Source organism: Streptomyces ochraceiscleroticus (assembly GCF_000720485.1).
GTDB lineage: Bacteria > Actinomycetota > Actinomycetes > Streptomycetales > Streptomycetaceae > Streptomyces > Streptomyces ochraceiscleroticus.
This window is the reverse complement of record NZ_JOAX01000003.1, coordinates 274,362-287,528: the sequence shown is the minus strand read 5'-3', so window position 1 is coordinate 287,528 and position 13,167 is coordinate 274,362. Positions and strand designations below refer to the sequence as shown.

11 protein-coding genes are annotated in these 13,167 nt (G+C 72.0%); 2 read left to right on the top strand and 9 right to left on the bottom strand.

Annotated features, from left to right (window positions below):
* Positions 1-25: 25 nt before the first annotated feature.
* Positions 26-766: a TetR/AcrR family transcriptional regulator gene (locus tag IG84_RS0105500; protein ID WP_051861416.1), complete on the bottom strand. Its 741-nt coding sequence runs from the start codon at positions 764-766 to the stop codon at positions 26-28.
* The gene (locus IG84_RS0105495) at positions 763-1,710 is read right to left on the bottom strand and encodes a helix-turn-helix domain-containing protein (protein WP_382467302.1); all 948 of its coding nucleotides are present in this window, start codon (positions 1,708-1,710) and stop codon (positions 763-765) included. Before IG84_RS0105495 ends, IG84_RS0105500 begins: the two co-directional genes overlap by 4 nt.
* Before the next feature lie 98 nt (positions 1,711-1,808).
* On the opposite strand from IG84_RS0105495, the gene IG84_RS0105490 reads away from it, so the two are divergent.
* Complete coding sequence (locus IG84_RS0105490) at positions 1,809-3,332, top strand: alpha/beta hydrolase (protein ID WP_031051903.1); 1,524 nt, start codon at positions 1,809-1,811, stop codon at positions 3,330-3,332.
* Between the two features lie 51 nt (positions 3,333-3,383).
* Here IG84_RS0105490 and IG84_RS0105485 read toward each other — a convergent pair whose 3' ends face one another.
* Positions 3,384-4,328, bottom strand: coding sequence for an AurF N-oxygenase family protein (locus tag IG84_RS0105485; protein ID WP_031051901.1), 945 nt, complete (start codon positions 4,326-4,328; stop codon positions 3,384-3,386).
* A 170-nt stretch (positions 4,329-4,498) separates the two neighbouring features.
* Between IG84_RS0105485 and IG84_RS0105480 the strand changes: the two genes are divergently transcribed.
* Positions 4,499-5,608, top strand: coding sequence for a ferritin-like domain-containing protein (locus IG84_RS0105480; protein WP_031051899.1), 1,110 nt, complete (start codon positions 4,499-4,501; stop codon positions 5,606-5,608).
* Positions 5,609-5,665: 57 nt separating this feature from the next.
* Here IG84_RS0105480 and IG84_RS0105475 read toward each other — a convergent pair whose 3' ends face one another.
* The 6 genes from IG84_RS0105475 to IG84_RS0105450 form a co-directional block, all read right to left on the bottom strand.
* A complete protein-coding gene (locus tag IG84_RS0105475) occupies positions 5,666-6,478 on the bottom strand; it encodes an ABC transporter ATP-binding protein (RefSeq protein ID WP_031051897.1) in 813 nt (270 codons plus the stop codon).
* A gap of 103 nt (positions 6,479-6,581) precedes the next feature.
* Positions 6,582-7,037, bottom strand: a complete 456-nt coding sequence (locus IG84_RS0105470; protein ID WP_031051895.1) for an HD domain-containing protein — start codon at positions 7,035-7,037, stop codon at positions 6,582-6,584.
* Positions 7,038-7,059: 22 nt separating this feature from the next.
* On the bottom strand, positions 7,060-8,793 hold the full coding sequence (locus tag IG84_RS0105465) for a type IV secretory system conjugative DNA transfer family protein (protein WP_031051894.1): 1,734 nt from the start codon (positions 8,791-8,793) through the stop codon (positions 7,060-7,062).
* A gap of 59 nt (positions 8,794-8,852) precedes the next feature.
* Positions 8,853-10,250 (bottom strand): outer membrane protein assembly factor BamB family protein, encoded by a 1,398-nt coding sequence (locus IG84_RS0105460; protein ID WP_157848816.1) that lies wholly within the window; start codon positions 10,248-10,250, stop codon positions 8,853-8,855.
* 29 nt (positions 10,251-10,279) lie between these two features.
* Positions 10,280-12,373 (bottom strand): peptidoglycan DD-metalloendopeptidase family protein, encoded by a 2,094-nt coding sequence (locus IG84_RS0105455; protein ID WP_031051892.1) that lies wholly within the window; start codon positions 12,371-12,373, stop codon positions 10,280-10,282.
* A gap of 7 nt (positions 12,374-12,380) precedes the next feature.
* Positions 12,381-13,040, bottom strand: coding sequence for a hypothetical protein (locus IG84_RS0105450; RefSeq protein ID WP_031051891.1), 660 nt, complete (start codon positions 13,038-13,040; stop codon positions 12,381-12,383).
* Positions 13,041-13,167: the final 127 nt, after the last annotated feature.

Genomic DNA, 13,167 nt, shown 5'->3' with positions numbered 1-13,167 from the left:
TCACATCACGGCAAGCGGGGCGGGATCAGAGCAGGTGGGCGGCGCCCGACAGGGCCGGGGCCAGCCGCCGCGCGAGGATGCCGACCGGCCCGTCGGCGGTCTCCGTGGCCAGCGCGGCGGCCGCGGCCCGCGCGCTCTCCTCGTCCGTCGCCGAGGTCGCGACGAGCAGCGCGACGAAGTGGTCGACGAGCCAGTCGCGCAGCTCGTCCAGCGGCACCTGCTTCTCCTCGTCGACCCAGATCAGCGAGGCCGCCTCGACGGCGGTGATCCACGTACGGACCATCATCCGCAGCCGCGGGCCCGGCTCCGGCGCGCCCAGGTGGCGCAGGATCTGCTCGGCGGCGGTGCGCCGCACCTCGTCGACGATGGCGTTCGTGCGGGCCGTCTCCACGACGCTGCCGCCCTGCAGCAGCGCGCTGAATCCGGCGTCGTGCTGGTCGACGAAGGCGAGGTAGCGGTCCAGCGCGCGGGCCAGCCGCAGGGTGAGCGGGCCGGTCTCCGCCTCGTCGAAGCAGCCCTCGAGGTTGTCGGCGGCGCTGCGCAGGGCCGCCTCGTACAACTGCTGCTTGCCGCCGGGGAAGTACCGGTAGACCAGCGGCCGGGAGACCTGCGCCGCGTTCGCCACATCGTCCAACGACACGTCCTCCGGCGCCCGTTGGGCGAAGAGGCCGAGGGCCGCCGCCAGCAGCTGGGCGCGCCGCTCCGCCACGCTCAGCCGCCGGTACGCGGGGCGGGGTACTGCTGGTGCGGTGCCGCTGCCGTTCATGGACAGCAGCGTAACCGGCCCACGGTGCGGGTCGCCTGGGTGTCCAGGGCGGCGCGGAGCCAGTCGTGAGCGGCGCCGAGGTTGGGGTCGGCGCCGGACAGCTCGGCGTGGAGCTGCCAGTAGCGCTCGATGTACGGGTCGGCGGCGAGCTGGTGGCCGAGCCGGTGGCGGAAGGCGGGGGTGTCGCGCAGCCCGCGGGCGCGGGCATGCGCGTCGACGAAGCAGTCGAGCGCCTCGCCCTCGTGCGGTGACCGCCGCGCCCGCAGCGCCTGCGCGGCGAGCGATGCGGCCTCGGTGAGGCCGTCGTAGAGCACGCCCAGGTCGTAGCCCAGCTCCGGCCGGTGTGCCGCCGGCTGGCAGTAGTCGGCGTCGGGGCGGGGGATGCCCGTGAGGAGGGCGTGCAGCCGGGCGAAGGCCAGTACCTGGGCAGGCGTCGGGTCTTCGGGCGGCTGCGGAATCGACTTCTCGACGATCGCGGAGGCCAGCCGGGCCGGGAGCCGCACGGGCAGCCAGGACCGCCAGAAACGGGCCGGTGCCGCGGTGCTCGGCGGGGCGGTCACGGAGCCGAGGAGGTGCAGCCGCTCGGGGCGTTCTTCGGGGGCGCAGTCCCGCAGGAGGTGGAGGGCGGCCTCCCGCCAGCGCAGGGCGGCCAGCCGCGTGCCGAGCTCCCGCAACTGCCCGGCGAGCACGTCCTCCAGTGCCTCCCCGAGCGCCTCCTCCCGCTCCAGCACCCGCCCCACGTCCGGGACCGGCAGGTCCAGGGTGCGCAGCGAGCGGATCAGGCGGAGCCGGTCGAGCGCCTCGGGCCCGTACCGGCGGTGGCCCCCGGCGCTGCGCGCGGCCTCGGGCAGCAGGCCGCGGTCCGAGTAGAAGCGGACGGTCTTGACCGTGACGCCCGCCTGTCCGGCCAGCTCGCCGATGCTCCACATGCCGTCGGATTCCACGCTTGAACCTCCCTCAGGGGGAGCTCCTACGGTACCGGCGAGCGTGGCCGGCCGAACGGGGCCGGGCGCGGGGGACCGAGGCGCGCGAGGAGAGATTCATGACGGCATTCGTCCTGGTGGCGGGGAGCTACACCGGCGGCTGGGTGTGGGGGGAGGTGTCCGACCGGCTGCGGGAGTCGGGTGCCGAGGCGTACCCGGCGACGCTCACCGGCATGGGGGACCGCCGCCACCTGGCGGGCCCCGGCACGGACCTGGAGACCCATGTCGAGGATCTGGTCCGGTTGCTGGACGACGTGGCGGAGCCGGAGGTCGTGCTCGTCGGCCACTGTTACGGCATCCATCCGGTGCTCGGCGCGGCCGGCCGGCGCCCGGAGCGGATCGCCCGGGTCGTGTACCTGGACGCGGGGATGCCCCAGGACGGCGTCCCGGCGCTCCAGTTGGTGCCCGACCCGGTGGTCCGCGACCGGCTGTCGGGCGAGGACGGGGGCGAGTCGGCCGATGACTGGCTGCTGCCCCCGCCGGCGGCCGACGAGTGGCAGCGCTGGGGCAGCACCGCCGGTCTCTCCGAAGCCGACCTGGCGCGGCTGACCCGCCTCGCCGCGCCGCAGCCCCGCGGCACCCTCACCCAGCCGCTCCGCCTCCCCGAAGCGGCCACCGCGCTGCCGACGACCGGCGTCTTCTGTACCGCCAACGGGGCGAGCATCGCCGCGGCCGAGGCGATGGTCGGGTTCGGGGACCCCCGCCTCAAGGCGCTCGTCGACCCCCGGGTGACCTTCTTCGAACTGGACACCGGGCACTGGCCGATGCTCTCCGCGCCCGACGAGCTGGCTGAAGTACTGCTGAAGGCCGCGGCGGGCGAGGGGTACCGGCTGGCCGCGACGGTGCGCGAACAGCCCGGCCATCTGCGGCCGTTCCTCATGGAGGTACCGGAGCGGCGCCGCGAGCGCATCGGGCGGGTCGACCTCTACCTGCCCGACGGCCCGGCGGAGGCGGAACTCCCTCGCCCCGCGGTGGTGTTCGTGCACGGCGGCCCGGTGCCGCCGGGCATCGACCCGACGCCGCGCGACTGGCCGACCTTCGTGGGCTACGGGCGGTACGTGGCGGGGCTGGGCGCGATCGGCGTCACGCTCGACCACCGGCTGCACGCCGTCACCGACTACCCGCGTGCCGCCGAGGACCTCGCCGAGGCGGTCGAGCTGGTACGGGCCGATCCCCGGGTCGATGAGGACCGCATCGCGCTGTGGCACCTCTCCGCGGGCGGGTTGCTGCTGGCGGACTGGCTCGCGGCGCCGCCGCCGTGGCTGCGGTGCGTGGCTGCCAGTTACCCGATGCTCGCGCCTTTGCCGAGCTGGGGCCTGGGGGGATCCCGGTTCCGCCCGGCCGAGGCGGTGCGCGGCGCGGGGCGGCTGCCGTTCGTGCTGACCCGGGTGGGGCGGGAGCGCCCGGAGGTCGCGGCGACGGTCGAGGAGTTCCTGACCGCCGCGGCGGACTGCGGAGCCGCGGTCGAGGTGGTCGACATCCCGCAGGGCCACCACGGGTTCGAGACCAGGGATCACACCGACGAGGCGCGCGCGGCCGTGGAGCGCGCGGCGCGGTCCGTACTGGGGCATCTGCGCGGCTGACCGGGCGCCGGGCGGCGGCCGCTCCCGCGACCGGCACCGCCGCCCTTCGGCTCACGCCAGCAGGCCGGAGCTCTTCCAGAGCTTGCGGCCCACACCGCGCAGCACACCGATCTCGTCCAGGAAGTCGGTGAGCCGCTTGGCGCCGCTCTGCATGACCTCGCGGCGGTGGCCGCTGGCCTTCACCTGCGCGACGGCCTCCCGGCGGTCCAGGCCGACGTTCGTGTACACCTCCGGGTTGACGAAGGCCACGGAGAAGACGCGCGCTGCCTCGCCGGAGGAGATGCGGGTCAGCTCCTGTTCCCAGCGGGGCGCGCGGACCATCTGGCGGCGCAATTCCTCGCGGGCGTACCGGACGTGCCGGGCCTCCTCCACGACGTGGATGCGGGTGACGCCGCGTACGAGGGTCTGCACCCGCTCGTCCGGGAAGGTCAGCCGCTGCATCCAGTCCAGGATCTCCTCGCCCAGCAGCGTGCAGGCGAAGGAACCGGGCGTGGTGGAGACGGTCTTGAGGATCCGCGCGAGGTTGTGGTTGAAGCGGGAGACGGGGTACGTGGGCGCGCCGCCCGTCTGGATCAGCCGCGCGAACATCTTGGAGTGCCGGCACTCGTCCGCTATCTCCGTCAGCGCGTACCGCACATGGGCGCTGGTGACGGACTTGTCGTAGATGTGCCGGACGAGGAGCTGCATGAGGATGATCTCGAACCAGATGCCCAGCGAGGCGAGCGACGCCGCCTCGTGCCGGGCGAGGTCCATCCGCTGCTCCTCCGACATCTTCTTCCACAGGGGCGTGTCGTAGAGCGAGACGAGCTCCGGGGGCCAGAACCACTTGCCGTCCTCGATCGGCGCGTCCCAGTCCAGCTCGGTGTCCGGGTCGAAGGAGTGCTTGGCGGAGGAGTCCAGCAGGCGCTCGGCAACCTGCTCACGGTCCTTGAGCAGCCCGAGCGCGTCGCGCAGGGCCTCGGTTTCCGCCGTGCTGATGTCAGGAGCTGTCGTCATGGCTGTGGCTACCTCGCTCGTGGGGTTACCGGCGGTCACGTCTTATGAGACTGCGCGTCAGTAAGGCCGTCAATCCCCCGCACACGACTTCTTGACCCGTCGGTAAGGAGCGTGTGAGCCTGCCAACTACCGCACCCGCAGCGGTGTTCGGTGATCCGAGGAGGCTCCCCATGTCCACCCGCGAGCTCTACACAACCGACCCGGGCGACTCGCTGTGGCAGGTGCCGGCCACCGGTGCCGCCCGCTTCACCTGGGAGTACGACGACGGCCGCGACCGCCTCCTCGCCCTGTACAAGAAGGGCAAGGACAAGCAGTGGGACGCCGATCTGCGCATCGAATGGGACCTGGAGGTCGACCCGCACGACCCGCTCGGCACTCCCGATGAGGCCATGTCCCTGTACGGCACGACATATTGGGACCGGATGACCGAGAAGGAGCGCGGGGAGCTGCGGCAGCACTACGCCTCCTGGCAGTTCAGCCAGTTCCTGCACGGCGAGCAGGGCGCGATGGTCTGCGCGGCGCGGATCGTCGAGTCCGTCCCCGACCTGGACGCGAAGTTCTACTCCGCGACCCAGACCATGGACGAGGCGCGGCACGCCGAAATCTACAGCCGCTTCCTCCAGGAGAAGATCGGGATGCTCTACCCGATCAACGACAACCTGCAGGCGCTGCTGAACGACACCCTCAAGGACTCCCGCTGGGACATGCCCTACCTCGGCATGCAGGTCCTCATCGAGGGCCTGGCGCTGGCCGCCTTCGGCATGATCCGCGACACCACGAACAAGCCGCTGCCGAAGCAGATACTCGCCTACGTCATGCAGGACGAGGCCCGCCACGTCGCCTTCGGGCGGATGGCCCTGCGCGACTACTACAAGCAGCTCACCGAGGCCGAGCTCCGCGAACGCGAGGAGTTCGTCATCGAGGGCTGCTACCTCATGCGCGACCGGCTGCGCGGCCTCGAAGTACTGGAGAACTGGGGCATACCGAAGGCCGAGGCGGAGCGGTTCACCGAGCAGTCCGAATTCCTGCACCTCTTCCGGAAGCTGCTCTTCAGCCGCATCGTCCCGTGCGTGAAGGACATCGGCCTGTGGGGCAAGCGTCTCCAGCAGGCGTACCTCGACATGGGCGTCTTCGACCTCGGCGACTCCAACCTGGATCTGCTCATGGCCCAGGACGAGGAAGTGGCCGAGAAACTGGACGCGGAACGCTTCGCGGCCGAGGAGGCCGCCCGCACCGCCGAGGTGGCCGAGGCGATCACCCGCGGCGGCACGGCGGAGTGAACCGCGGGCCCGGGCGGCGTGGCCGGACGCCGCGCGGGCCCGCGGTCGGCGTCGTGGTCAGCGGCGGCCCGAGCGGGCCAGCCAGCGGCCCTCGTGGCGGGTGACCTCGATCGGGCGGCCGAAGCAGGCCGTCATGCCCGCGTCGGTCAGTACGTCCGCCACCGGGCCCTTCGCCTGGACGCGGCCGTCGCGCAGCAGGACCGCGTGGCCGATGGCCGGCGACAGCTCCTCCAGGTGGTGGGTCACGGTGACCGTCGCCAGCTCCGGCCGGTTCAGGGCCAGTTCGTGCATGGTGTCGATCAGGTCCTCGCGGGAGGGTAGGTCGAGCGCGTTGAACGGCTCGTCGAGCAGCAGCAGCGAGGGGTCGGCCATCAGCGCGCGGGCGATCAGGAGCCGGGCCCGCTGTCCGCCCGAGCACACCCCGTACGGCCGGTCCGCCAGCTCCTTGCAGTCCAGCTCGGTCAGCAGCGCGTGCGCGCGCTCCCGGGTGGCCTCGTCGTACTTCTTCCACAGCGGCTGGACGGTGCCGGTCGCGCCGGTGAGGACGACGGTGTGCCCGGGCAGGTCCACCGGTACCTTCTGCGCGCTGGAGACCAGGCCGATCGCGGCGCGCAGCTCCCGTACATCGACCGTGCCGAGCCGGTGCCCGAGCACCTCCACGGTGCCGGCGGTGGGGAACATCAGCGCGCCGACGAGGCGGAGGATCGTGGTCTTGCCCGCGCCGTTCGCGCCGAGCAGCGCCCAGTGCTCCCCGCTGCGTACGGACCAGTCGATGCCGTCGAGGATGGTCTGGCCGGTGGTGACGCGGCGGACGCTCGCCCCCGAAAGGGCAGCGATCACACGCGCCTGGGTGTCGTCCGATGGGCTCATGCGCGGCAGGTTAGCTGCATGGGCCATGTTTGTGCGGGGGTGTCCGGCGGGTGGACGAGTTCCGGCCGGTCGGGCCGGCGGGCCGGGCCCGGACCAGGTCCGTTCAGCCGGCCAGGCCCAGCAGCGCCCGCATCCGTGCGTACTTCGCCGTCAGCCGCTCCCGGGTCGCCGCGTCCAGGACGGCCAGCCGGTCCGGATCCGCGTTGTGCGCGAGGTCGGCCTCCTTGACCAGCAGCGCGCCGGGCGTGGCCAGGATGCGCGCGGCGTACTCCTCCGGCGGCTCCCCGGCCCGCTTGGTCAGGGCCAGGACCATGGCCTTCGTGGCCGGCGGGAGCGCGGCCCCCGCCAGCCACTCCGACGACAGCGCGTCATCCTCGACCGAGTCGTGCAGCCAGGCCGCCGCGATCTGCTCGTCGCTGCCGCCGCGCGCCCGTACCCCGGCCGCCACCGCGGCCAGATGCCCGGCGTACGGGCGCCCCGCCTTGTCGGTCTGCCCCTCGTGCGCCCGGCGCGCGAGCGCCTCCACCTCGGGCAGCGTCAGCAGCGTCACGTCACTCATGGGGCCATTCTTACGGGCGCACTCAGCGCGCGGCCCCCGGGTCGTACTTCGCCAGTGAGCTCTTGACCTCCTTGGCGTGCGGGCCCTCCCACCAGGGGATCGTCTCGACCAGCACGGGCTTGGTGCCGGAGGCCAGGACCAGGGCCCGGCCCGGCGGCATGGACCCGAGGTCGGAGACGTGCAGGACGCGCTCCCGGCGCGTGGACTCGTTGACCGTGCGGTGGCCCGACCAGCCGCCGAACTCCGACTCGCGCGTCGTCTGGTAGTCGGTCAGGTCGAACTCACCCGCCAGCTCCGAGAGATCACCGAGGAACTTGGTGTCGGAGACGCCGCCGCCGTAGACCCGGACGTTCGCCGCCGACCACAGCTTCTCCATGCCGCGCTCGCCCCAGACCTCGATGCCCTGGGCCCAGGACTGCAGGATCGTCATCAGGATGATGCCGCGCGAGCCGTAGTGCGAGTACAGGTCGGGGAGGTTCCGCCAGCGGCAGACGTTCGCCGCCTCGTCGAGCACGCCGACCATCGGCACGGGCAGCCGGCCGCCGCGCTGCGTGGTCGCGTACTCCTCGGCGGCTTCGACGACCGCCACCGTCAGCGCGGTGACCAGCGGGCCCGCGCTGTCGCGGCCCTCGCGGGAGAGCGAGTACAGCGCCCCGCCGGTCCGGACGAACTCGTGCGGATCGAACTCCGGCAGCGGCGCCCCGGGCGACGGCGTCACCCAGCGGTTGACCTCCGGGTTGATCAGGCAGGACGCCATCTGCTGCGCGACGCCGTAGATACCGCTGCGCTGCTTGTCGGGCGCGTTGACCACGCCGTACACCCCGTCGGCGGGCATGGTGTGGCCCGCGCCGCGCAGGATGCGCTCGGGGGTGTCGTCCTTGGGGTTGGACAGCCAGGTGTAGATCTGCGTGATCGGCATTCCGGCGGTGGCCGCCGCCAGCAGCAGGTTGGCCAGCAGGTCCTGGCCGGCCGGGTCGAAGAACGCGTCGGTGGACGCCTCGGCGTCCCGCGAGCCGGACGCGAAGTGGTCCGCCATCTTGCGGGCCTTGGCGATGTCCGTGACGTAGGTGAGGGGGTTCCACCACCAGCTCGGCGCCTCCTGCGCGACCTGCTGTGGGTCGAACACCCACACAGGGCCGCGCGCCGCACGCGGACCGCGGGTCGCGTCCACGATGTCCCGCTTGTTGGAGGTCACCAGCACCGCGCCGGGCGCGTCCAGGATCGCCGGAATGGCCCGCCGCGTCGTCTTGCCCGTACGCGGTCCCCAGATGTCGACGTGCATGTCCTCGAACGAGCCGAACAGCGGCTGCTTGCCGCGCACCGACCGGCCGATGAAGACACCGGGCACGCCGACCTGGGCCCCCAGCCGCTCGGCCGTGGCCGCGGCGCCCTGCATGGTGAGCTTCCCCAGCTCCTCGCGCTGGGCCAGGTGCCGGGCCGCGCCGTCGACCTTGGGCTTGGTGCGCCGCTTCTGCACCACGCGGTACACCGCGAGCCCGGCCAGGGCCAGTACCACCGCCTCGCCGGCGGCGATGGCGCTGGCGGCACCGCCCGGCCAGGTGTAATCGCCCTTGACCAGGGCGACGACGAACGTCAGCGGATTCCCCGCCGGCGCAGGGCCGCCCGAGGCCGCCGCACCACCCATCGCCGCCAGCCACGCGGCGCACACGGCCAGCAGCACGACCGCGACGAGAATGAAGATCTCAACCGTCCAGTCGTCCTCGGCCCGAGGCTTCTTCTTCTGTTCCACGGTCACGTGCGGGGGATCCTTTCTGCGTGCGCCGGCACGGCAGGGTCGTTGGGTCGGACGTCGGGTCAGTCGGTGGGCCGGACGTCCTGGGTCGCGAAGACGAAGAAGCCGTGGCCGGCATTGATGACGGCGTAGCCGTTGGTGGAGAACTCGGGCAGCTTCTCGATCCCCGTTTGCAGGACCTTCTTGTCGCGCATGCCGAGCGCGGCGGGGCCGCTCTCGTCCAGGTCCGCGTAGAGCACACCGTTGCCCGGCAGGGCCACCGGGCGGATGTTCTGCTCGCCCCCGTCCTGCCGCCACAGCTCCTTGCCCGACGCGGTGTCCCAGGCCACGGCGCCTTCGCCGTACTGGGTCACGACCGTTTCGCCGTCGGGCGAGAGGGCGGCGGCGTCGTCGGCGGCGCCGGTGCTGTAGTCGCTCGCCGGTCCTTCGATGAGCCGCCGGCCGGTCTTCGCGTCGATGAGCGTGAGGACGCTGCCCTTGCTCTCCTCGGCGTAGACCGACCAGCCGAGTACGGCCTTGCCCTCCTGGAGCGGAGCGATCCAGGAGCTCGTCCCGGTCTCCTCGTCCAGCCGCTTGCGGATGGCGGCCGGCGGCTCCAGGTCCTCGGTGCTCCACAGCTTCTTGCCGGTGAGCGCGTCGGTGGCCACCAGCCACTCGGCGGACGGCTGGTAGGAGACGTCGGAGGAGATGCTGATCCCGAAGCCGGCGTCGATCCTCGCCCCGAGGTCGGTGCCGCCCTTGAGCTTCGTGCGGATCGTCTCCCCGCCGCCGATCGGCAGGTACTTCTCCCCGTCGCCGTCCCCGTCCGCCACCACGTAACCGTTGCGGACCGGCAGCCCTTCATAGGCGTCGGCGTCGAAGACGGAGCTGCCGAGCTTCTTTCCCGAGGGGGCGTACATCGTGAAGACGCTCCGCAGCCGCTCCTTCTCCAGACCGTCGGCAGCGGTGTGCTCACGACTGCGCACCAGCAGCGCGGGGGAGCCGTCCTTCCACTCGCTGACCTGGACGTGTTCCGCGGCAGTCGCGCCGGCGGAGTCCACGGTGCCGTCGGGGTCCGCCGCGACCTTCACTGCCAGCTTCTTGCGGACGGCGCCGGTCTTCAGGCCGCGGAGCCGGACGGTGAACCGGGTCTCGGCGGCGCCCTCCTTGTGCGGCTCCTCCACGACCAGGGCCGAGGCGTCGCCCACGACGCACCGCTCGTCCTCCGCCCGGCCGTTGCTCATCGTCCCCGCGTAGCCCGGGCAGCTGCCGGCCTCTTCGGACGACAGGCTCCAGGACGCCTTCCGGGCCAGCCCGGGGATGGCCTTCCCGGTCCATGCGGGGCCCTTGCGCGCGGCGGGCGAGCCGTCCTTCCCGGCCCGGTCACCGGTCGTTGGCGCGTCCGCCCCACCGCACCCGGCCACCAGCCCCATGACCAGGGCTGCGCCGAGGACCGCCGTGCTGCGTGTCTGCCACTTCACCGTCTTCACTCTGCTTTCCCGTGGCCGGCTCAGGCGTCCCCGTGGCCGTCGCCCTCGACGGCGTTGGTGCCCTTGGGGATCGGTACGCGGTACACGTGCGTGATCTTGTCCTGGTAGTCCCACTTGCTGAACTCCACGGACTTGCCCGGCCGCGGCGCGTGAATGATCTTGTGGCCCTTGGGGTCCCAGACCATGCCGACGTGCTCGGAGCCGCGCGAGCTCGGGTTGAAGAAGATCAGGTCGCCGGGCTGCGCCTCGCTCAGGGAGATCTCGTACTTCTTGAGGTACGGCTCCTGGGAGAAGGTCGTGCCGGTGATGTCGATCTTGCCGCCGCTCGCCTGGTAGTACGCCCACTGCACGAAGCTGGAGCAGTCGAAGCTGGTGGGGTTCTCGCCCTGCAGACGCGGCGCGCCCAGCACGTACGGGACGCCGACGCCCCGCTGCGCCCAGCCGAGCACGGCCCGGATCACCGGGTCGTCCGAGTCGGGCAGGACGCCGGACGCGCCCGCGCCGTCGGGGGCGACCGCCGGACCGTCGTGGTCCTTGGCGCAGTTGGCGAACTGCGCGTCCCGGCCCTCCTGGCCGTCCTCCGAGCCGGGCACCGTGCCGTAGTCCGGGTTGGCGGTGATCTTGCCCGCCATCCACTGCTCCGGGTCGATCATGCCGGGACCGTTGTCCTGGCCGCCGACCCAGGGGTTGTCCACGCCCGGCTTCAGGACCTCCCAGTGCAGGTGGGGGCCGGTGACATTGCCGGTCGCGCCGACGGTGCCGATCTGCTGCCCGCGCTTCACCTGCTGGCCGGTCTTGACCATGATCCGGGTCTGGTGCGCGTAGAGGGTGACCACTCCGCCCGCGTGCTCGATGTTCGTCTCGTTGCCGTACGAGCCGCCGCTGCCGGCCTTGGTGACCTTGCCGTCGGCCGGCGCGTAGATGGGCGTACCGCTGTCCGCGACGAGGTCGAGCCCCGTGTGGTAGCCGAGGCTCCACATGTTGCCGCGCTGGTGGTACTTGGTGCCGATCTGGTAGGTGCCCTTCTTCAGGGGCCACTGCCAGTCCTTGCCCCCGGCCGACGGCTGCGGCTTGGCGAGCGGCTGTGCGTAGGCGGCCGGAACGATGGCGGTTGCGGCCGAGGGGGAGTCCTCGTACGCCGCCTGCTCGGTGGAGCCGCTGTCGTCACCGTCCAGCGGCGGGGTGGACCAGGAGCGGGCGGCCGTCGCGCTGATGCTCAGCGCCTTGCCGGGGTTCGCGCCGTTGTTGACCGGCTCGGGAATGTCGGACTGCTGCCCCAGGGTGGGGAAGTCCGGGTTCTTCTCGATGGTCTCCTTCAGGTGCGCGTACCAGCGCTTGATCAGGTCCTGGTCACCGGTCAGGGTGCCGCGGTAGCGCGCCGCCTGGGTGAGGACCACCCGCATGTAGATCGTGTTGCTCGTCGACGAGCCGGAGTAGATGCGCAGCGCCTCGGCAGCGTTCGTCTCGGCGTGCTTCGCGTGCAGGTAGTTGGCCGTGCCGTAGGCGGCGTCGTCGATGTTGTACAGGTCCTTCTTGCCGTCGCCGTTGCCGTCGTCGCCGTAGTCGTGCCAGGCCGGCTTGCCGAACTGCAGGATGCCCATGTACCCGGCGCTGTTCTTGCCGCCGGGCGCCGCGGACTTGTCCTGGCCGAACTTGGTCTCCTGGTACATCTGCCCGGCGATGAGCGTCCAGTCGAGCCCCTTGTAACGCGCGGCCGCACGCATCGAGGCGAGGATCATCCTGGGCGGTATCTCGTTGCGCGCCGTCTCGCTCGGCATGTACATCTTGCCCGCCGGCATGATCGGGTTCGTCGCCGCGGCGGGGCCCGTACTGCCGGAGTTGGCGTTGTCGTTGTAGTCGGCGCAGGCCGCGCCCGCCGTGCCGCCGCCCATGCCGCCCACCAGCGAACTGATGAGCACCAGGATCAGGAAGCCGATGCCCGCGACGGACAGCGCGCTGCCGCCGCCCCCCAGGATCAGCAGCCATTTGGTGCTGCTGCTCTTCTTGTCGTTGCCCCCGCCCCCGTCACCGGCAGCAAGCTGAGCCATCTTCTTGGCTGTCTTGGCTGCCTTCGCGGCCTTGGCGGCGGCGGCCAGAACCGCTGGCGCCACCATTAGCGGCTCACTCTCCCGTCTGGTCGGAGGCGCCCACGTTGCCGAGGCCGAAGATGTCGAATCCCGAGACGCGCCACTGGCCGCCGCTCTTCTGCACGGTCACCAGCCAGGCGTTGGTCTCCTCGCTCGCCTCGCCGTCGAAGGTGCGCCGCGCGGTCACCTCCACGACGCTGGAGATCGACTGTCCGCTGCCGCGTGTCAGATCGTCGGCGATCATGGCGTCGCGCTTGACCACGGCGGTGCCCTTGGACACGCACTTCGACGCCTTGCACGTGGCCCACTCCTTGCCGCTGGGCAAGGCGGTCTCCTGCTTCATCGCGGTGTCGCGGTTGGTCAGTTCGAGCAGGGGCGGTACCCAGGTACCGGCTGCCGAGGTGTGGCTGTAGGTCGCGATGCCGGCCATGTACCGGGCCATGACGTCGTGCGCCTCGGCGATGTCGGCGCGGGACATGATCGGGGCCGGGCCGTCGCCACTCGCGCTCGTGCCGCCGGTGCCGTCCGCCGCGGCGCCTCCGGAGGCCGTGGGCGACGGGGTGGCCCGACCGCCCGCCTCCGAGCCGTCCTCGTCGTCGAAGAGTGTGAACACCGCCAGCACCACGACCAGGAGAAAGCCGAGCAGTCCGAGGGCGAGCAGCCCCTTGCGCTTGTTTTCCGCGTCCGACTCCACGGCCCCGCGTCCCCCTTGTGTTCTGCTGCCGGTCCGGCGGTGGGCAATGTTGACCGGAACACGATAGGTCGGGGCTGTAGCAAGGAGGCTGCCGCGCTTTCCGGAGCACCGCGGCACTTTCCCCGTC